Origin of the sequence: Sagittula sp. S175 (assembly GCF_049800975.1) — a bacterium.
GTDB lineage: Bacteria > Pseudomonadota > Alphaproteobacteria > Rhodobacterales > Rhodobacteraceae > Sagittula.
In genome coordinates this window covers 12,900-31,803 of the sequence record NZ_JBNAGB010000018.1, presented here as the reverse complement: position 1 = coordinate 31,803, position 18,904 = coordinate 12,900, and the positions used below count along the sequence as shown (strand labels likewise).

Annotated in this window: 15 protein-coding genes; 2 read left to right on the top strand and 13 right to left on the bottom strand. The window is 66.1% G+C overall.

What is annotated here, in order from left to right:
- Positions 1-131 precede the first annotated feature (131 nt).
- The 12 genes from ACP16H_RS19005 to ACP16H_RS18950 all read right to left on the bottom strand — a co-directional run bounded on the left by ACP16H_RS19005 (position 132) and on the right by ACP16H_RS18950 (position 12,506).
- Positions 132-1,217: a BMP family ABC transporter substrate-binding protein gene (locus tag ACP16H_RS19005; RefSeq protein WP_425073823.1), complete on the bottom strand. Its 1,086-nt coding sequence runs from the start codon at positions 1,215-1,217 to the stop codon at positions 132-134.
- Complete coding sequence (locus tag ACP16H_RS19000; protein WP_425073822.1) at positions 1,214-1,981, bottom strand: ion transporter; 768 nt, start codon at positions 1,979-1,981, stop codon at positions 1,214-1,216. Before ACP16H_RS19000 ends, ACP16H_RS19005 begins: the two co-directional genes overlap by 4 nt.
- Positions 1,978-2,901: an ABC transporter permease gene (locus tag ACP16H_RS18995; protein ID WP_425073821.1), complete on the bottom strand. Its 924-nt coding sequence runs from the start codon at positions 2,899-2,901 to the stop codon at positions 1,978-1,980. Before ACP16H_RS18995 ends, ACP16H_RS19000 begins: the two co-directional genes overlap by 4 nt.
- Positions 2,902-3,022: 121 nt before the next feature.
- On the bottom strand, positions 3,023-4,108 hold the full coding sequence (locus tag ACP16H_RS18990; RefSeq protein WP_425073820.1) for an ABC transporter permease: 1,086 nt from the start codon (positions 4,106-4,108) through the stop codon (positions 3,023-3,025).
- A 30-nt stretch (positions 4,109-4,138) separates the two neighbouring features.
- Positions 4,139-5,656, bottom strand: a complete 1,518-nt coding sequence (locus ACP16H_RS18985; protein ID WP_425073819.1) for an ABC transporter ATP-binding protein — start codon at positions 5,654-5,656, stop codon at positions 4,139-4,141.
- Positions 5,623-6,555, bottom strand: a complete 933-nt coding sequence (gene xdhC, locus ACP16H_RS18980; protein WP_425073818.1) for a xanthine dehydrogenase accessory protein XdhC — start codon at positions 6,553-6,555, stop codon at positions 5,623-5,625. Before xdhC ends, ACP16H_RS18985 begins: the two co-directional genes overlap by 34 nt.
- Positions 6,552-8,984 carry a xanthine dehydrogenase molybdopterin binding subunit gene (xdhB, locus tag ACP16H_RS18975; protein WP_425073817.1) on the bottom strand — a complete coding sequence of 811 codons (2,433 nt, stop codon included), beginning with the start codon at positions 8,982-8,984 and terminating at the stop codon, positions 6,552-6,554. Before xdhB ends, xdhC begins: the two co-directional genes overlap by 4 nt.
- Positions 8,981-10,339, bottom strand: coding sequence for a xanthine dehydrogenase small subunit (locus tag ACP16H_RS18970; protein ID WP_425073816.1), 1,359 nt, complete (start codon positions 10,337-10,339; stop codon positions 8,981-8,983). The genes xdhB and ACP16H_RS18970 overlap by 4 nt, the downstream gene beginning before the upstream one ends.
- Positions 10,340-10,546: 207 nt before the next feature.
- Positions 10,547-11,029 (bottom strand): SRPBCC family protein, encoded by a 483-nt coding sequence (locus tag ACP16H_RS18965; protein WP_425073815.1) that lies wholly within the window; start codon positions 11,027-11,029, stop codon positions 10,547-10,549.
- 22 nt (positions 11,030-11,051) lie between these two features.
- Positions 11,052-11,507, bottom strand: a complete 456-nt coding sequence (locus tag ACP16H_RS18960; protein ID WP_425073814.1) for an SRPBCC family protein — start codon at positions 11,505-11,507, stop codon at positions 11,052-11,054.
- Positions 11,504-11,836, bottom strand: a complete 333-nt coding sequence (locus ACP16H_RS18955; protein ID WP_425073813.1) for an ArsR/SmtB family transcription factor — start codon at positions 11,834-11,836, stop codon at positions 11,504-11,506. Before ACP16H_RS18955 ends, ACP16H_RS18960 begins: the two co-directional genes overlap by 4 nt.
- A 67-nt stretch (positions 11,837-11,903) precedes the next feature.
- Positions 11,904-12,506 (bottom strand): MarR family winged helix-turn-helix transcriptional regulator, encoded by a 603-nt coding sequence (locus tag ACP16H_RS18950; RefSeq protein ID WP_425073812.1) that lies wholly within the window; start codon positions 12,504-12,506, stop codon positions 11,904-11,906.
- Positions 12,507-12,677: 171 nt separating this feature from the next.
- Between ACP16H_RS18950 and ACP16H_RS18945 the strand changes: the two genes are divergently transcribed.
- Positions 12,678-14,186 carry an MDR family MFS transporter gene (locus tag ACP16H_RS18945; RefSeq protein ID WP_425073811.1) on the top strand — a complete coding sequence of 503 codons (1,509 nt, stop codon included), beginning with the start codon at positions 12,678-12,680 and terminating at the stop codon, positions 14,184-14,186.
- 6 nt (positions 14,187-14,192) lie between these two features.
- Here the strand turns inward: ACP16H_RS18945 and ACP16H_RS18940 are convergent, their stop codons facing one another.
- Positions 14,193-15,155 (bottom strand): alpha/beta fold hydrolase, encoded by a 963-nt coding sequence (locus ACP16H_RS18940; protein ID WP_425073810.1) that lies wholly within the window; start codon positions 15,153-15,155, stop codon positions 14,193-14,195.
- A gap of 157 nt (positions 15,156-15,312) precedes the next feature.
- Between ACP16H_RS18940 and dnaE the strand changes: the two genes are divergently transcribed.
- On the top strand, positions 15,313-18,819 hold the full coding sequence (gene dnaE / locus ACP16H_RS18935) for a DNA polymerase III subunit alpha (protein ID WP_425073809.1): 3,507 nt from the start codon (positions 15,313-15,315) through the stop codon (positions 18,817-18,819).
- Positions 18,820-18,904 lie beyond the last annotated feature (85 nt).

Here is an 18,904-nt window from a genome sequence, read left to right as displayed (position 1 = left end):
CGATGTCCTGGAAGGACATCGGAGCGGAAACTTTAAAAGTTTCCGGCGGGTCCCCGTGGATGCGGGGAGGACAATGAAAAACGCCCCCGCAAGGATCGCGGGGGCGCTCTGGACGGTCATTTCAGTCTGGCTTACTGCGGAATTTCCGCGTCGAGGCCTTCGACGTAGAAGTTCATGCCTGCCAGCGTGCCGTCATCGGCGGTTTCGCCTTCGGCCAGCCATGCGGAGCCGTCTGCCTTGTTGAGCGGGCCGGTGAAGGGGTGATATTCGCCCGAGGCGATCTGGTCCTTCAGCGCCAGGGCTTCGGCCTTCACGTCCTCCGGCACCGCGTCAGTGATCTCGCCGATGCCGACCATGCCCGCGCCGATGCCGTCCCAAGTGTTGTCGCTTTGCCAAGTGCCGTCCATCACCGCCTGAACGCGGTTGATGTAGTAGGGTGCCCAGTTGTCGATGATCGACGAGACGCGCGGCATGGGGGCGTATTCGCTCATGTCGGAGGCCTGACCGAAGGTGATTACGCCGCCTGCTTCCTGTGCTGCTGCCTGCGGCGCGGTGGAGTCGGTGTGTTGCAGGATCACGTCCGCGCCCTGTTCGATCAGTGCCTTGGCGGCGTCGGCTTCCTTGGCCGGGTCAAACCAGGTGTAGGCCCAGATGATCGAGAATTCGACGTCCGGGTTCACCTTCTTAGCGTGGATGTAGGCGGAGTTGATGCCTCGGATGACCTCGGGGATCGGGAAGGAGGCAATGTAACCGATCTTGTTGGTCTTGGTCATCTTGCCCGCGATGTGGCCCTGGATCGCGCGGCCCTCGTAGAAGCGCGCCGAGTAGACGCCCACGTTGTCGGCGGTCTTGTAGCCGGTGGCGTGCTCGAACTTCACGTCCGGGAATTTCGCGGCGACGGCGACGGTCGGGTCCATGTAGCCGAAGGAGGTGGTAAAGATGATGTCCGCGCCGGACAGGGCCATCTGCGTGATGGCGCGCTCGGCGTCCGCGCCTTCGGGAACGGATTCCTGGTAAACGGTTTTGACCTTGTCGCCGAAGTGCTCTTCGACGGCGAGGCGGGCGTGGTTGTGCTCGTAGGTCCAGCCGCCGTCGCCGATCGGGCCGACGAAGATGAAGCCAGCGGTGACGGGCTCGCCGCCATGGCTTTCGGCGAAGGCCGCGCCGCCCAGCGTCAGGGCGAGGGCGGCGGTGGTCAGAAGGGTACGTCTTTTCATAGTTTTCTCCCTTGGTGGTCGTTGGTTCGTTGATCTTGGGGTTTGGTGGGTTCCGGCGCGGACATCAAGGCAGAGGTGATGACCCCCGCGGGAATGGCGACGATGCCGAGGCCGATCATCAGGACCCCGGCGGTGAAGATGCGCCCGCCCACGGTGACGGGATATATGTCACCGTAGCCCACGGTCGTCAGCGTGGCGAGGGCCCACCATAGCGCATCCGGGATGGAGGCGAAGGCTTCGGGCTGGGCGTCGTGTTCGAACTGGTAGATGCCAACGGCGGCGATGAACAGCATGATCCCGGCGAGGAAGACCGCGAGGATCAGCTCGTCGCGCGAGGTGGAAATGGCGTATTCGATGCGGGCGAGGGCACGGCGCATCCGCAGCAGTTTCAGCATCCGGAAGACGCGCATGATGCGCAGGGTCCGAAGCACCTGCGCGTTTGGGAACAGGAACAGCAGCGCGGGCAGGATCGCCATGAGGTCGATGAGGCCCCAGAAGCTGGTGGCATACCGCCAGCGGTTCGGGGCGGACCACAGGCGCAGGATGTATTCAACGGTAAAGATGGCCAGGACGATGCCCTCGATCCCCATCAGGGCGCCTTCGAGGCCCGGCGAGAGATCGGGCAGCGATTGCAGGGTGATGACCACTGCAGACAGGAGGATCAGCAGGTAGAGGGCTGTCGACACGCGCCGCGCGCCCGGCGAGCCTTCGCCGTCGAGCAGGTCGTCCAGGCGGACACGAAGGGGGCGCGTGTCGCGGCTCATGAGGTGGCGTGGAACGGTCGGCCAAGAGAGGCAGGCGCGGCATGATGGCCACGGGCCGAGATGACGACCAGCACGAGGATGGTGATGAGGAAGGGCGAGGCGGACAGCAGCGCCACGGGGACGTTGGCTCCGGCGGCTTGCAGGTTCAATTGCAGCACGTTGACGCCGCCAAAGAGGTAGGCGCCGACGATGACCATGGCGGGCCGCCAAGAGGCGAAGACCACGATGGCGAGCGCGATCCAGCCGATCCCGGCGGTCATGCCCTCGGTCCATTGCGGCACGCGGACGAGCGAGATGTAGGCGCCGCCGAGTCCCGCGCAGGCCCCGCCAAACAGGATCGCCGCAAGGCGGATGCGCTGGACCTTGTAGCCAAGCGCATGGGCGCTGTCGTGGCTTTCACCCACGGCGCGCAGCACCAGACCGGCACGGGTGTATTTCAGGAAGGCCCAGACGCCGGCGACGAGCAGCAGCGAGAGATAGACCATGATGTCGTGCGAGAACAGCATCCGCCCGAGGACAGGGATGTCGGACAGCGGGCCAAGGTCGAGCTTCGGGAGCGTTGCGCTTTTCATGCCTTCGTAGGGTTTGCCGATCAGCGCGGACAGGCCGAGACCGGTCAGGAACAGGGCCAGGCCCGTGGCAACCTGGTTCGACAGCAGGAACTGCGTGAGGATGCCGAAGAACAGGGACAGGAGCGCCGAGGCGAGGCCGGCGGCGGCAAAGCCCAGCAGGGGGCTGCCGAAGGTTACGGAGGTGACGAAGCCGACCACGGCACCGGTGATCATCATGCCTTCGACCCCGAGGTTGAGGACACCGGATTTTTCGACAACCAGTTCGCCGATCGCGGCAAAAAGGATCGGCGTCGCCGAGACCATCAGCGAGGCGATCAGCAGGACGGGGTTGATGGCGCTCAGGTCCATGGCGTGTCCTTTGCGGCAAGGGGGCGGGGGCGCTGCCCCCATCGCTCCTGCAGAGCGATTCCCCCGAGGGTATTTGTGAAACCAAAGAAGCGGGGGCGCGCGCCCGGGGAGGATGGGGGGATCATGCAACTGTCCTTCCGGTCAGGCGGAGGCGGAAGTTGGTGAGCACGTCCATCGCCAACAGGAAGAACAGCAGCATCCCCTGGAAGAGCTGGATGGCGGCGGCGGGCAGGCCGAGCATGAGTTGCGCGAGTTCGCCGCCGATGTAGGTGAGTGCCATCAGCAGGCCCGCCAGCAGGATGCCGATGGGGTTCAGGCGGCCGAGGAACGCCACGATGATGGCGGTGAAGCCGTAGCCCGAGCCGAAGTCGATGCTGATCTGGCCCGCGGGGCCGGTGACCTCGAACAGGCCCGCCATACCGGCGAGCGCGCCCGACAGGCCGAGGCAGAACAGCACCATACGGGCCGGGTTCACGCCCGAGAAACGCGCCGCGCGCGGCGCTTCCCCGGTCAGGCGGACCTGGTAGCCGAGGATGTGACGGGAAAGCAGGACATAGGCGAGGATGACGGCGATGAAGGCGGCGATGACGCCCCAATGCGCGCCGGTGTTGGCGATGATCTCGTCGTTGAAGGCTGCGGGCCATTGCTTGAAGTTGCGCGATCCCGGGAAGCCCATGCCCTCGGGGTTGCGCAGAAGCCCGGTGGAGACGGAGCCGAGAAGGTTCTCGGCCACGTAGACCAGCATCAGCGAGACGAGGATCTCGTTGGTGCCGAGTTTGGTTTTCAGGAGCGCCGGGATCATGCCCCAGGCCCAGCCACCAAGCGCGCCCGCGAGGATCATAAGCGGGAAGATCAGTGGCGATTCAGAAGGGTAGAAGGCAAGGCCCGCTCCCGCGCCGCAGATGGCGCCCATGATGTATTGCCCTTCGGCACCGATGTTCCAGATGCCCGCGCGAAAGCCGATACTGAGGCCGATGGCGATCAGGATCAGCGGCCCGGCCTTCACCAGCAATTGCGGGCGCGAGTAGGCGGCGAACTGCGGGTGGAACAGCGGGTCCCAGAAGAGGGTGCGGATGGCTTCGAAGGGGTTGGCTCCGAGCGCGGCGAACAGCAGTCCGCCGGCGGCCATGGTGAGCAGAACCGCCACGACGGGCGACAGGGTCGACCAGAGGCGCGAGGGCTGGGGGCGTTTTTCGAGGCGGATCATCGCGGGGCTCCGTTCGATGCACCGGGTGCGTCAGGCATGCGCCACCTCCATATCACCGGCTCCACCCATCATCAGGCCGATCTGTTCGATGTCCAGTTCGGTCACGGGGCGGATGGCCGAGAGGCGGCCCTCGTTCAAAGCGCCGAAGCGGTCGGAGACTTCCATCAGTTCGTCGAGGTCCTGACTGATGACGACCACCGCGCCACCACGTGCGGCCACATCGAGGATCTGCTGCCGGATAAACGCGGCGGCTGCAGCGTCGACGCCCCATGTCGGCTGGTTGAGGATCAGCACGTCGGGGGTCTGGGCGATCTCGCGCCCCACCACGAACTTTTGCAGGTTGCCGCCGGACAGGGCGCGCGCGGCGGTGCCGGGGCCGGGGGTGCGGACGTCGAATTGCGCGATGACCTCCTCGGCAAAGGCGCGGGTCCTGGCCCAGTCGATGAAGCCGTTCGTGACCAGCCCTTTGCGGTGGGCGGCGGTGAGGACGGCGTTTTCAGTCAGGCTCATGTTGGGGGCGGCGGCGTGGCCGAGGCGTTCCTCGGGGCCGGACAGCAGCCCTTCGGCGCGGCGATGTGCGGGGCCGAACTGGCTGACGTCCTGTCCCTTGAGGTGGATCGTGCCGGTGGGCGCCGAGCGTTCCCCCGACAGCGCATCCAGCAGTTCGTCCTGACCGTTGCCCGCGACGCCGCCAAGACCCAGGACCTCGCCTGCCTGCACGGCAAAGGAGACGTTGCGCAGCGGTGTTCCAAAGGCGCCCGGCGCGGGAAGGGACAGATCGCGGACCTCCAGCAGCACCGCGCCCTTTTCCGTGGCGCGCGCCGTGGGCGTGGCAAAGCTGCTGCCAACCATCAGTTCGGCCATCTCGCGGGCCGTGGTGTCGCGTGGGACGCAGGTGCCGACATTCTTGCCCAGCCGCAGGATCGTGGCATGGTCGCAGAGCGCGCGGATTTCCTCGAGCTTGTGCGAGATGTAGAGGATCGAGGTGCCTTCGGATTGAAGTTTGCGTAGGGTCTTGAAGAGGATCTCGACCTCCTGGGGCGTCAGTACCGAGGTCGGTTCGTCCATTATCAGGAGGCGCGGGTCCTGCAACAGGCAGCGGATGATCTCGACCCGCTGGCGTTCTCCGGCAGACAGGGTGCCGACCGTGCGTGTGGGATCAAGCGGCAGACCGTAGGTCTCTGATACTTCGCGGATCTGGCGGGCGAGGTCGCGCAGCTTGGGCGGGTTTTCCATGCCCAGGGCGACGTTCTCGGCCACGTTCAGCGCGTCGAACAGCGAGAAGTGCTGGAACACCATCGCCACGCCTTTGGCGCGGGCCTCGGCGGGTTTGGCGGGGCGATAGGGCGTGCCGTCGAGGGTCATGGAGCCGCTGTCGGGTTTCACCAGCCCGTAGATCATCTTGACCAGCGTGGACTTCCCCGCGCCGTTCTCGCCTAGAAGGGCGTGAATCTCGCCGTGTCCGATGTCGAAGGACACCTGATCGTTGGCGATCACGCCGGGGTAGGCCTTTGTCAGGCCAGCGATGCGGAGGAGGGGATCGGCCAAGCGTCACATTCCTGTCTGTCGAGCGTGAGTATCTGGTTGGCAACGCCTATGGCAATGGCTTGGGGGTGCTTCCCAAGTGCTTTTTGCCCAATCGGGCAGCAGATGCGTTGAATCTGGGCGTCGGTGTGACCCAAGGCGCGCAGGCGGCGAGAGAAGCGCGCCCACTTTGTGTCCGAGCCGATTAGCCCGCAAAAGGCAAAGCCGCGGTGCAGGGCGGCATCGCAGAGCGCGAGGTCCAGGGCATGGGAGTAGGTGAGGATAAGGTGTTCGGCTTGTGTCGGCGCATGGGCCACCAGCAGGGCCGGGTCGGCGGCGGGGACCTGCATGACGTTGTCCGGAATATGGTCCGGGAAACGCTCAGGCGCGGTATCGACCCACGTGATGTGAAGGTCGGGCAGGGGGGCGAGGGTGATCACCAATGCGCGCCCGACATGCCCTGCGCCCCAGATCCATAGCTGGCGCGTGGGGGCAGTGATCGGCTCGACCATCCACTGGCCGACGCGCTGCGGAGCAGGCATCGCGCCTTGCGCCCGTGCGCGGTCCAGCAGGCGGTGAACCTCCAGCGGCATCTCGCCGGGACCACGGGCAAAGGGTCTGTCCGCAGCGGGCAGGGTGTCGGAGGTGAAGACCTCGGTCAGCAGTGTCACCGCCCCGCCGCAGCACTGGCCCAGGTCGGGGCCAAGCGGATGGCGGGTGAACCCCCGGCGGTCAAAGGCCTGCCGCGCGGCGTCCAGTTCCAGCGCGCCGCCGCCGATGGTGCCCGACTGGCCACCGGTCCAGACCAGCATCGCCGCGCCGACCTCGCGCGGGGTCGATCCGGCGGTCTCGGCCACCACGACCCGCGCCACGGTGCCATGGGCCGCACAGGCCGCGCGCAGGGCATCGAGGTCGAAGGTCATGCTGCGCCCCCCAGCGCCCGCATCAGCCGTTCCGGCGTTGCCGGGGCGTCCAGCGCGGGGTAGGCCGTCCCGCAGGAGGCCAAAGCATCCGACAGCGCCATGAAGGCCGAGATGCCCAGCATGAAGGGCGGCTCGCCCACGGCCTTGGAGCGGCCCACGGTTGGGACGTGGTTCTCCCCCTTCCAAAGCGCCACGTTGAACACATCGGGGCGGTCGGAACAGGCGGGGATCTTGTAAGTGGACGGCGCGTGGGTGCGCAGGCGACCGGTGTCGTCCCAGACCAGTTCCTCGGTCGTCAGCCAGCCCGCGCCCTGCACGTAGCCACCCTCGATCTGGCCCACGTCCAGCGCCGGGTTCAGCGAGGCGCCGCAGTCGTGAAGGATGTCGCAACGCAGGATGCGATTCTCGCCGGTGAGCGTGTCCACCACCACCTCGGTCACGGCGGCGCCATGGGCGAAGTAGTAGAACGGATGGCCGCGCCCGGCCTGGCGGTCCCACGAGATATCGGGTGTCTTGTAGAACCCGGTGGCCGACAGGCTGACCCGCCCCTGGTGGCACAGCGCGGCGGCCTCGGCGAAGGACAGGCGGTTGTTGACAGCTGTCAAGTGACCGTCCGCAAAGGTAACCTGATCTTCAGGAACACCCCAATGCGCCGCCACATGCGCCGCCATCCGGTCGCGGATGGCCGCGCAGGCCAGCGCCACAGCCGCGCCGTTCAGGTCCGACCCGGACGAGGCCGCCGTGGCCGAGGTATTTGGCACCTTCGCGGTATCCGTGGCGGTGATCCGCACGGTTTCCAGCGGTATGCCAAGGGTCTGCGCCGCCACCTGCGCCACCTTCTGGAACAGGCCCTGTCCCATCTCGGTGCCGCCATGGTTCAGGATCACGGAGCCGTCATGGTAGACATGCACCAAGGCCCCCGCCTGGTTGAGATGAGTCAGTGTAAAAGAAATCCCGAACTTCACCGGCGTCAGGGCGATGCCGCGCTTCAACACCGGGTTGGCGGCATTCCACTCCGCCACCTGCGCGCGCCGGGTGTGATAGTCCGAGCGGTCCACCAACTGGCGCGTCAACTCGGGCAGGATGAAGCCCTCGACCGGCTGACCATAGGGCGTGGTCTGCACGCCGCCCGGCTCCGCAGGCACCACGCCCGCGTCCCGCGGTCCGCCGCGCGAGGTCAGCTCTCCCTCAGGGTCAGGTAATGCTTCTGGCACCGCTTCGGGCTTCTTCTTGGTCGAAATCCTCTCGGGGGGGCTCGGCGCAGCCGAGCGGGGGGCAGACAGCCCGCCTCCCGCGTAATAATTCCGCAGACGCACCTCGAGCGGGTCCAGCCCCAACACATGCGCCACGTGATCCACCACCCGTTCGATCCCCAGCACGCCCTGCGGCCCGCCAAAGCCGCGATAGGCGGTGGCGCTCTGGGTGTTGGTCTTCAGCCGGTGGCTCTCGATGCGCACTGCGGGCAGCCAATAGGCGTTGTCGGCGTGCAGCATGGCGCGGTCGGCGACGGGCAGGGACAGGTCCTGCGCCCAGCCGCAGCGGGCGTATTGCGTGAAATCCACCCCCAGCAGGTGGCCCTGATCGTCAAAACCCGCGGTGTAGTCGATGCGGAAGTCGTGGCGCTTGCCGGTGATGGTGAAATCGTCGTCGCGGTCGTAGCGCATCTTGGCGGGGCGGCCCGTGGCCTGCGCGACAACGGCACAGGCGATGGCGAGCGCGTTGCCCTGACTCTCCTTGCCGCCAAAGCCGCCACCCATGCGGCGGGTTTCCACGCGGACGTCGTGCATGGACAGGTGCAGCGCGTGGGCGACCTTATGCTGGATCTCGGAGGGGTGCTGGGTCGAGGCGTGCACATGCAGCCCGCCGTCGTCCATGGGCAGGGCGGCTGCGGCTTGCCCTTCGAGGTAGAAATGTTCCTGCCCGCCCATCTCGATGCTGCCCTGCACGCGATGGGGGGCCGTGGCGATGGTCTCGGCGGCGTCGCCGCGCGTCCATGTGATCGGCCCGGATTCAAAGCGGCTGTCGGCGGCGAGCGCCTGTTCGATGGTCAGGATCGGCGTTTCCGCCTCGGTCTCGATCACCGCCAGCCTTGCGGCGCGGCGCGCGGCGTCGTGGCTGGTGGCCGCGACGAGGAAGACCGGCTGGCCGAGGTAATGCAGCGTACCGTCGCTGAGCAGCGGCTCGTCATGGGCCGAGGGCGAGCAGTCGCAGTCGGACGGCAGGTCGTCGGCGGTCCAGACCTGCACAACGCCGGGGGCGGCGCGCACCGGGCCAAGGTCCAGCGCGGTGATCCGCCCGCGCGCGATGGGGGACAGGCCAAAGGCCAGATGCAGCGCACTTGCGGGCAGCGGGATGTCGTCGAGGTAGCGAGCCTGTCCGGTGACATGCAGCGTGGCGCTGTCGTGGGGGAGGGGTTTTCCGAAGCTCATGGCGTCACCTCCAGCACGTTGGTGGCGGTGCCGGTCGTCTCGAACATGGCGCGGCGCAGCATGTTGCGGGCCGCGTCGAGGCGGTAGCTGGCCGAGGCGCGCATGTCGCTCATGGGCTGGAAGTCCTGTTTCCAGACGTCATGGGCGGCGGTCAGCGTCGCCTCGGTCCATGGCTGGCCGATCAGGGCCTCTTCGACATGGGTGGCGCGTTTCGGGATGCCCGCCATGCCGCCGAATGCGATGCGGGCGGCGGTGACGGTACCGTCTGAAACGGCGATGTTGAACGCTCCGCAGACGGCGGAGATGTCCTGATCGAAGCGTTTCGACAGCTTGTAGACGCGCAGCGTGTCGGGCTGGCGGGGGAGGGTCACGGCCTCGACGAACTCGCCCTTGGCACGGTCCTGCTTGCCGTAATCGAGGAAGAAGTCCTCGAGGGCCAGCGTCCGGCGGGTGCCGCCGTGGCGCAGGTGCAGCGTGGCGCCGAGCGCGATCAGCGCGGGCGGGTTGTCCCCGATGGGCGAGCCATTGGCGATATTGCCGCCGATGGTGGCGGCGTTGCGCACCTGCGTCGAGCCGTAGCGGCGGATCATCTCGGCGTAGCTTGGGTGGTGGTCGGCCATCAGGGCGCGGACGCGGTCCATGGTGACGCCCGCGCCGATACGGATCTCGGACTCGGTGACCTCGACGGTTTGCAGGTCGGCGCAGCGGTTGAGGAAGATCGTGGTGCCGAGCGCGCGGTGCTGTTTCGTCACCCAAAGCCCCACGTCGGTGGCCCCGGCGACCAGCGTCGCGTCAGGATGCGCGGCATAGAGCCTTGCCAGCGCGTCGGCGCTGTCGGGGGCGAAGCTGTTCGTCGCGGGGGAGGGGGGCGTGTCGGTCATGTGGACCGGGGCGGGGTCCTTGCAGGCCGCCTGTGCCGCCCGCACGATGGGGGCGTAGCCGGTGCAGCGGCAGAGGTTCCCGGCCAGCGCGTCGTCATGCGCTGTGTCGCCGTTCAGGTGCGCCGTGGCCATCGACACCACGAAGCCCGGCGTGCAGAACCCGCATTGCGAGCCGTGGTGATCCACCATCGCCTGTTGCACCGGGTGCAGGGTGCCGTCGGGGGCGGCAATGCCTTCGACGGTGCGCACGGCCTTGCCGTCCAGTTGTGGCAGGAAGAGGATGCAGGCATTGAGCGTCCGCGCGCCGTGTTTGTCCGTGACCATGACGGTGCAGGCGCCGCAGTCGCCTTCGTTGCAGCCTTCCTTGATTCCGGTCAGTCCACGGGATTCGCGCAGCCAGTCGAGCAGTGTCCGGGTCGGGGGGACGTCGGCGAGCGCCACTTCTCTTCCGTTCAGAAGAAAGGTGATGTTCATGAGGTATACCCGCCGCGATACCGATGGGTTGCCCCGCGGCGGATGTCCGCCGTGCGCGCCCTCGATGCGGCGTAGAAGGCGCGCGGAATTGCCGTTGTCGGGACAAGGCTAGGCGGGGCGTGCGCAACTTGGCAAGCGGAAACTGGTCCCCGCTTGCCCGGTGGTTGGGCAACGCTGCGGCAGGTGCCTGCGTTTTGGGCGTTGGCGTCAGAGGGTCTTGGCCAGCTCTTCGAGTTGCGCGGCGGCGGTGCCCCAGCCGTCGTGGAAGCCCATGGTCTCATGGCTTTGCCGGGTTTCGGGGTCGTTGTGCAGCACCTCGGCGCGATAGAGCGTGCCGGCGCCGTCCGGTTCAAAGGTGAGGACGGCAGTCATGAAACCCTTGCCGTTGGGGCGGTAGTCCGCGCGCAGGGCGTCGGTGAATACGAGGCGGCGCTCCGGGATCACGTCGAGAAAGCAGCCCTCGGAGGCATTGCTGCCCTGGGTGCCGTCGGGCAGCGGGCCCTCCATGGCGGTGAAGAACGCGCCGCCGGGGCGGAGGTCGATGCGGGCCTCGGTGGTCTGCCACGGGGCAGGGCAGAACCAGCGTACCAGCAGGTCCGGATCGGTCCAGCAGCGCCAGACGTTCGCGGGCGACGCCGCGATGCGACGTTCGAGGGACAGGTCGGTTTCAGGGGAGAATTGGAAGGTCATGGAAGTGTGTCCTTGCGTGGGGTCAGGCGTCGGCTGTCTCGGCAGTCAGACGGGAGAGGTTGTCGAGCGCGGCGGTCCAGCCCTGGGCGTAATCGGCGAACAGTTCGTCCCCGGCGTAGCTGGCGATCTGCAGCGTGACGGTCAGCTGCGTGCCGCCGTCCTGCGCCGCGATGTCGTGGGTGCACAGCGAGGTCGACAGAAGCTGCCCGCCGATCACGAGGTTTTCCGTGGAGGCCATGCAGTCGCGGTCGACCTTGTGAAAGGTGGTGTGGATCTGGAAATCAGGAGCCTCCTTCGGGCCGCAGCGGGTGCGTTCGGTGCCACCGGGGCGGCAGTCGAATTCGTCGATGATGACCATCGCCGTGTCCGAAGGTGCGCTCCACGCGGCGCGGCCGTCGCGGGTGGTGATCAGGGTAAACACGCGCTCCGGGCTGGCGGCGATCTGGCGGTTCAGGGTCAGGGTTTTGAAATCGGTCACTTTTTATCCTCGCGTTCCAATTGTTCTGCCAATAGGGCGAGGCGGTCGAGCCGCCCCTCCCACAGTTTGCGTTGCCGGGCGAGCCAGTGTTCGGCCTGCGCCAGTGGCGCCGGTTCGATGTAGGCCGTGCGGGTGCGCCCGGTCTTGATCGTGCGGATGAGGCCCGCCTGTTCCAGCTTGTTCAGGTGCTTGAGGAAAGAGGGCAGGGCCATGTCGTGCGGTTCGGCCAGTTCCGACACCGAGGCCGGGCCTGTCACCAGCCGTTCGATCACCGCGCGGCGGGTGGGATCAGCGATGGCGCCGAAAAAGGTATCGAGTTGGTTAGCCATGAGGCTAACCTTTCACGCCGCGCGAGTCGGCGCAAGAAAAACCTAGCCTGCTGGCTAGGTTTTCTGTTCACTCTGCGGGGGTGAGGTCGTTCAGGGTCTCGCGCAGCTTGGCGATTTCGTCGGTCACCAGCTTGCCGGGGCAGGCGGCGGTTTCGGACCACTGGCTGAACCGTTCGAGAAGCGGCAGGAATGTCGCGATTTCTTCGGTCGTCCAGTTTTGCAGGTAGCTGCCCAGGACGAGGAACTTGTAGGTCCGCACGGCCTCGACGATGCGGATGCCTGCGGGCGTCAGTTCCAGCACGGTGCGGCGCGCGTCGGCCTGGCTGACAGCGCGTTGCAGCAGGCCGCGCCCGATCAGGTCAGAGGTCATGCGCGAGGCGCGCGACGGGTCGATGTTCAGGCGCTGGGCCACGGTGGAGACCATGGTCTCGTCCTCGGCGTCATGGCCGAATTCGTTGGCAGGCGCCCAGACGGCCATGAGCACATCCAGCTGAGCAAGGTCGATGGGCAAACCCAGTTCATCGAGCGCGCGGTAACCCAGCTCGCGCTTGAACACGCGACGCCGCCAGACCTGCAGTATCGCGTCGATGTCGAGCGCCGCCTGAGCGTGCTCGGGATCTACACCCGCCGGGGCCAGCTGTTTCTTCAGAATTTCGTCGCGTTCCGCCATTTCTCAACTTTCACTCTGCGCAATTGCGCGTATCGGGCAATTGCATGACGTTGACATGCAATTGCCACCGACACATATTTAGCCTCAAACCCGCATCATTTCAACGGCGACCTTTTGGGGGCCGCCCCGGATCGCCGGGATTAAACTCTGAATACTCAAGGAAATGTCTTTATGTCACTGAGTGAAACTGCCGCCGATTATGAGGACGCTCCCGACAGCGCCATGATTCGGCTCACCCTTGGCGCTGTGGCGGCGACGCTGCTGTTCGCCTCGCTGGGGCAAACCATCGTCTCGACCGCGCTGCCGACCATGGTCGCCGATCTGGGCGGGATGGATCATATCACATGGGTCATCACGGCCTATCTGCTGGCCTCGACCGTGGCTGCGCCACTGGCGGGCAAGCTGGGGGACATGTACGGGCGCAAGCTGGTGCTGCAATCGGGGATCATCGTCTTCATCATCGGCGCGATCCTCTGCGGGGTCGCCTCGACCATGGGGATGGTGATCGGCGGGCGCGCGATCCAGGGGTTCGGCGCGGGGACGCTGATCGTGACTTCGATGGCGACGGTGGGCGATCTGCTGCCGCCGCGTCAGCGCGGTATGGCGCAAGGGATCATGGGGGCGGCCTTTGGCGTGTCGACGGTCATCGGGCCGCTCATGGGCGGCTTCATCGTGCAGAACCTCAGCTGGCACTGGATCTTTTTCGTGAACCTGCCGGTGGGGGCGCTGGCCTTTGTCATCCTCGGGATGGCGCTGCCACGCCGCACCGACCTGTCCAAGCGTAAGGTGGACTACCTTGGTGCGGCGATGCTGGCGACGCTGCTGGCTTCGGTCGTGCTGCTGCCGAACGCGGCCGCCGAGGGTGGCGGCTGGACCAGTCCGACCGTGACTGGCGTTGCCGCCACCGGGTTGATTGCGCTTGCCGTGTTCATCTGGGCCGAAACGCGCGCCGTCGAGCCGATCCTGCCGATCAGCCTGTTCCGCAACAACACCTTCGTGGTCATCAACACGGTCGGCTTCATGGTCGGCACGGCGATGTTCGGCACGATCACCTTCCTGCCGCTGTTCCTGCAGGTGGTAAAGAACGTGTCGCCTACGGGGTCGGGCCTGTTCCTCGTGCCGATGATGGGCGGGCTGATCTTTGCATCGACAATGGCCGGGCGCGTGATGTCCAAGACCGGGCGCTACAAACTGATGCCGACGCTGTCGACGGGACTGCTGGCGCTTGCGATGCTGTCCATGACCTCCCTGTCGATGGAGACGCCGCTTTGGATGATTGCCGGGTCGATGGTGCTGATCGGGCTTGGCCTCGGGCCGGTGTTCTCGGTCGGGGTGGCGGCGATCCAGAATGCCGTGCCGCGCAGCCTGCTGGGGGTCGGCACAGCCAGTGCCAACATGTTCCGCCTGATCGGTGGCGCGCTGGGCACGGCCGCCTTTGGCGCGGTGTTCAGTGCCGGGCTGACGCGTAACCTTGCAGGCCATATCCCCGGCGCGGCCGAGGGCGGTCTGCGGTCACTGGGCGCCGAGGCGGTGCACGCCATGCCGATCGAGCAGCAACTGCTGGTCATGCAAGGCTTCAGCGCGGCACTGCACCCGGTGTTCTGGATCGCGTCGGGTGCGGCTGTTCTGGCCTGCCTTGTGTCGATGCTGCTGCACGAACTGCCGCTGTCGAATTCGTAACGGTTTCTACCGTGTCTCCCCCTGCGCGTAACGCGCAGCACTGCCGGTCTCTTCACTCGAGGAGGCCGGCTTTTTCGTGTCGGTCATGAAGGCGGTGATCGCGGCCACGGCGCCCTTTACGTTCAGGATGGCGTTGTGGTCGCCGTGGTCGAATTCTGCCAGCGTAGCGTGTTCGGCCAGCTTGACCATCTGGCGCACGTCCTCGACCGGGGCGGCATAGTCGTCGCGGGCGTGGACCGCCAGCAGGGCCTCGTGCCGTTCGGCGGCGATGGGCTGCCACGGGTGGTTCATGTGATACGGCGCGTTGAAGCTGTCGAGATTGTCGAGGAACTTTGTCAGGCACCGCCCGTCCAGCCCATATTGTCGCCCGCCGCTTTCCATCAGGCGCCGCAGATCCAGCGGCGCCGAGACCAGCGCGACGCGCGGACAGTCCATGCCGTGATCGAGTGCGTAGAGCGCCGCATTGGCCGAGACGCAATGCGCCACCATCCCGTCGTATGGGCCGTGCTCTGCCACGGTGCGGCGGATCGCGTCGACGATGTCGGACATGCTGCACAGGCCGTCTTCATGGCGGGCATGTCCGGGAAGGACCAGAAGGTCCGGGGCTGTGCCGGCGGTGTGCAGGCTGCGCAGCAGGCGGGTGAACTGGCGGTAATGGCCGTCGTGCCCCGGCACCACGAGGATGCGGCGTTGCCCCTGACGCGGGGCTTTGCCGGCCAGCCGCAGGACAGGCGGTGCATTCGCGGAGTCGATGACGTCGAAGCGGTGTTTGCCGTGGGGCAATTCGTCGAGGTAGCCGTGCGCCGAGGACAGGTAGCGCCGCGCCAGCATCTCGGCTGTACGGTCGGGGAACAGGCAGGCGGCCGCCCGCAGGGCGGAGCGTCTGACCCGTTGCCGCAACGTCAGGCGCGGTCCCGGCAGGTCCAGCGCCGTGTCGATCCGGTCGTTCAGTCGCGTCAGGTCGGTCATCGGGGTCGGGTGAGCCTTGGTTTGCGGTCAACTCTACTTGTTAACTTATTGGACGATAATGGCGCGATTTGGGCGCGATTGTTGTGGTGATGTGCCTTTGACAAGGTGCCGCAGGATCGGTCTTTCGCGCGGGCGCGCGGGGCTTTAGGGTGCGTCCATGGCCGATCCTCGATTCATCCACCTCCGCGTCCACACCGAATATTCCCTGCTCGAAGGGGCCGTGCGGCTGAAGAAGCTGCCGGGCCTGATTGCCGACATGGCGATGCCCGCCGTGGCGGTGACGGACACCAACAACCTGTTCGCCGCGCTGGAATTTTCCGTGGGCGCAAGCGGTGCGGGCGTGCAGCCGATCATCGGCTGCCAGATGGATTTGCGCTATGTCGATCAGGTGCCGGGTGAGCGGATCAAGGACCCCGCTCCGGTGGTGCTGCTGGCGCAGACCGAGCGCGGCTACGAGCACCTGATGAAGCTCAACAGTTGCCTCTACATGCGGCGCGACAACGAGCTGGCACATATCACGCTGGAGGAACTGGCCGAGCATTCCGAGGACCTGATCTGCCTCACCGGCGGGCCGGACGGGCCGCTGGGGCGGTTGTTGCGGCTGAATTCGCGCTCTGCAGCGGACATGCTGTTGCGGCGCATGGCGGATATCTTTGGCGACAGGCTGTATGTCGAATTGCAGCGCCACCCGGAGGAAGACGGCCAACTGCCCGAGGCCGAGCGCCTGTCCGAGCGCGGCTTGATCGAGATGGCCTATGACCTGTCGATCCCCATCGTGGCGACGAACGACGTCTATTTCCCGAAAACGGGCATGTACGAAGCCCACGACGCGATGATCTGCATCGCCGAGGGCGCCTATGTCGACCAGATCGAGCCGCGCCGCAGGCTGACCGCGCAGCATTACCTGAAGACGCCCGAAGAAATGGCGGTGCTGTTTGCCGACCTGCCCGAAGCGCTGGAGAACACCGTCGAGATCGCGAAGCGCTGCGCCTTCATGGCCTATCGCCGCAACCCGATCCTGCCGAAATTCGCCGACGACGAGGTGGCGGAACTGCGGCGCATGGCGAACGAGGGCTTGCAGGCGCGCCTCGCGGTGATCCCCCATGCCGTCAGCGTCGAGGAATACCAGGAGCGGCTGGATTTCGAACTGGGCATCATCGAGGGGATGGGCTTCCCCGGCTACTTCCTGATCGTTGCGGACTTCATCCAGTGGTCGAAGGACAACGACATCCCGGTCGGTCCGGGGCGGGGGTCGGGTGCGGGTAGCCTTGTGGCCTATGCGCTGACGATCACCGACCTTGACCCGCTGCGCTATTCGCTGCTGTTCGAACGCTTCCTGAACCCGGAACGGGTGTCGATGCCCGACTTCGACATCGACTTTTGCATGGACCGTCGCGAAGAGACGATCCGCTACGTGCAGGAGAAATACGGCCACGACCGTGTGGCGCAGATCATCACCTTTGGTGCGTTGTTGTCGAAGGCGGCCGTGCGCGACATGGGCCGGGTGTTGCAGATGCCTTATGGGCAGGTGGACCGCCTGTCCAAGATGATCCCGGTGGAGGGGGTCAAACCCGTCTCGATCGAGCAGGCCTTGCGCGACGAGCCGCGTCTGGCGGAGGAGGCCCGCAACGAGGAGGTCGTGGACCGCCTGCTGAAATACGGGATGCAGGTGGAGGGTCTGCTGCGCAGCGCGGGCACACACGCGGCGGGGGTCGTCATTGCCGACCGTCCGACCGACGAACTGGTGCCGCTCTACCGCGATCCGCGCTCCGAGATGCCCGCGACGCAGTTCAACATGAAATGGGTCGAACAGGCGGGGCTGGTGAAGTTCGACTTCCTCGGCCTGAAGACGCTGACCGTGGTGCAGAACGCCTGCGAGCTAATCTACAAGTCGGGCCGCGACCTGCATATCGCGGCAGATGGCACGGAGCTGTATGAACCCGCCGAGGGCGGCAAGAACCAGATCAACCTGATCCCGCTGGACGACGAGAAGACGTATAAACTGTATGCTTCGGCCAAGACGGTCGCCGTGTTCCAGGTGGAAAGCTCGGGGATGATGGATGCGCTCAAGCGCATGAAGCCCACCTGCATCGAGGACATCGTGGCGCTGGTGGCGCTCTATCGTCCCGGCCCCATGGAGAACATCCCGACCTATTGCGAGGTGAAGAACGGGCTGAAGCCGATCACCTCGGTTCACCCCTCCATCGACCATATCCTAGCCGAGACGCAGGGCATCATCGTCTATCAGGAACAGGTGATGCAGATCGCGCAGGTCATGGCGGGCTACAGCCTTGGCGGCGCGGACCTGCTGCGCCGCGCCATGGGCAAGAAGATCAAGGAGGCGATGGACGCCGAACGACCCAAGTTCGAAGAGGGCGCGGCCAAGAACGGGGTTGATAAAAAGAAGGCCAGTGAGGTCTTCGACCTGCTGGAGAAATTCGCCAACTACGGTTTCAACAAGTCGCACGCGGCGGCCTATGCGGTGGTGTCCTATTACACGGCGTGGCTGAAGGCGAACCACGCGGTGGAGTTCATGGCGGGCGTCATGAACTGCGATATCCACCTGACGGACAAGCTGGCCATCTATTTCGAAGAGGTCCGCAAGGGGCTGAAACTGCCGTGGGTGCCGCCTTGCGTGAACCGGTCCCTGGCGACCTTCGACGTGGTCGATCAGGAACTGGTCTACGCGCTGGGCGCGCTGAAGAACGTGGGTCTGGAGGCGATGAAACTGGTGGTGGCCGGGCGGGGAGACAAACCGTTCACCACGATGTTCGATTTTGCCCGCCGGGTGGACCTGAAGAAGGTCGGCAAGCGACCGTTGGAGATGATGGCGCGGGCGGGATGCTTCGACGTGCTGGACGGGAACCGGCGGCGCATCTTCGACTCGCTTGATGCACTCGTCGCCTATTCGGCGGCGATCCACGAGCAGAAGGCCAGCGCCCAGGTGTCGCTGTTCGGCGAGGCCGGGGACGACCTGCCCGAGCCGCGCCTGTCGCCCGTGCCCGACTGGCTGCCCGCCGAACGGCTGGCAGAGGAATTCAAGGCGGTGGGCTTTTACCTGTCCGGGCACCCGTTGGACGATTACATGCCCGCGCTGAAACGGCAGGACGTGGTGACGCTGGACGAGGTGACGGCCAAGGCCGAGCGCGGGCCGCTGGTGGCCAAGCTGGCGGGCGTGGTGGCCGGGCGGCAGGAGCGTAAATCGGCGCGGGGGAACCGCTTTGCCTTTGCGCAACTCAGCGACCCGACGGGGGCCTACGAGGTTACGATTTTCTCCGAGACCCTGGAGAAGTCTCGCGAATTCCTTGAAACCGGGTCGAAGGTGGTCGTCACGGTCGAGGCCACGATGGAAAGCGACCAACTGAAGCTGCTGGCGCGGGGCGTGATCCCGGTCGAGATGGCCACCGGCGGCAGTCCCGGTGCGCCTTTGGGGATGCGGATTTTCGTCGAGGACCCAGGCGCGTTGAAACAGATCGCCACGGTTCTCGGCGATGCGGCCGAAAAGATGCCCAAGGCCGCGCGCGGTCCGATCTACCTGCGCCTGTCCTCGCCCGGACTGCCGGGAGAGGTGGAAATGGACCTTTCCGAGCCTTTCCCGGTCACGCCCGAGATCAAGGGCGCGGTAAAATCGCTTGCTGGCGTAATGGCGGTCGAGGATTGCTGACCACAGCGGCCTTCCGCCGGGGCCTGTGACCTGTCCAAAGGGAGTGTGGACCTCGCCCGCCCTGCTGCGCTAGGACGGTGGGAAA

What these genes read in the sequence shown, in the direction of transcription:
- ACP16H_RS19005 (WP_425073823.1), bottom strand. Translation starts at nt 1,217, where the DNA reads ATGAAAAGACGTACCCTTCTGACCACCGCCGCCCTCGCCCTGACGCTG.
- ACP16H_RS19000 (WP_425073822.1), bottom strand. Translation starts at nt 1,981, where the DNA reads ATGAGCCGCGACACGCGCCCCCTTCGTGTCCGCCTGGACGACCTGCTC.
- ACP16H_RS18995 (WP_425073821.1), bottom strand. Translation starts at nt 2,901, where the DNA reads ATGGACCTGAGCGCCATCAACCCCGTCCTGCTGATCGCCTCGCTGATG.
- ACP16H_RS18990 (WP_425073820.1), bottom strand. Translation starts at nt 4,108, where the DNA reads ATGATCCGCCTCGAAAAACGCCCCCAGCCCTCGCGCCTCTGGTCGACC.
- xdhC (WP_425073818.1), bottom strand. Translation starts at nt 6,555, where the DNA reads ATGACCTTCGACCTCGATGCCCTGCGCGCGGCCTGTGCGGCCCATGGC.
- xdhB (WP_425073817.1), bottom strand. Translation starts at nt 8,984, where the DNA reads ATGAGCTTCGGAAAACCCCTCCCCCACGACAGCGCCACGCTGCATGTC.
- ACP16H_RS18970 (WP_425073816.1), bottom strand. Translation starts at nt 10,339, where the DNA reads ATGAACATCACCTTTCTTCTGAACGGAAGAGAAGTGGCGCTCGCCGAC.
- ACP16H_RS18965 (WP_425073815.1), bottom strand. Translation starts at nt 11,029, where the DNA reads ATGACCTTCCAATTCTCCCCTGAAACCGACCTGTCCCTCGAACGTCGC.
- ACP16H_RS18955 (WP_425073813.1), bottom strand. Translation starts at nt 11,836, where the DNA reads ATGGCTAACCAACTCGATACCTTTTTCGGCGCCATCGCTGATCCCACC.
- ACP16H_RS18950 (WP_425073812.1), bottom strand. Translation starts at nt 12,506, where the DNA reads ATGGCGGAACGCGACGAAATTCTGAAGAAACAGCTGGCCCCGGCGGGT.
- ACP16H_RS18945 (WP_425073811.1), top strand. Translation starts at nt 12,678, where the DNA reads ATGTCACTGAGTGAAACTGCCGCCGATTATGAGGACGCTCCCGACAGC.
- ACP16H_RS18940 (WP_425073810.1), bottom strand. Translation starts at nt 15,155, where the DNA reads ATGACCGACCTGACGCGACTGAACGACCGGATCGACACGGCGCTGGAC.
- dnaE (WP_425073809.1), top strand. Translation starts at nt 15,313, where the DNA reads ATGGCCGATCCTCGATTCATCCACCTCCGCGTCCACACCGAATATTCC.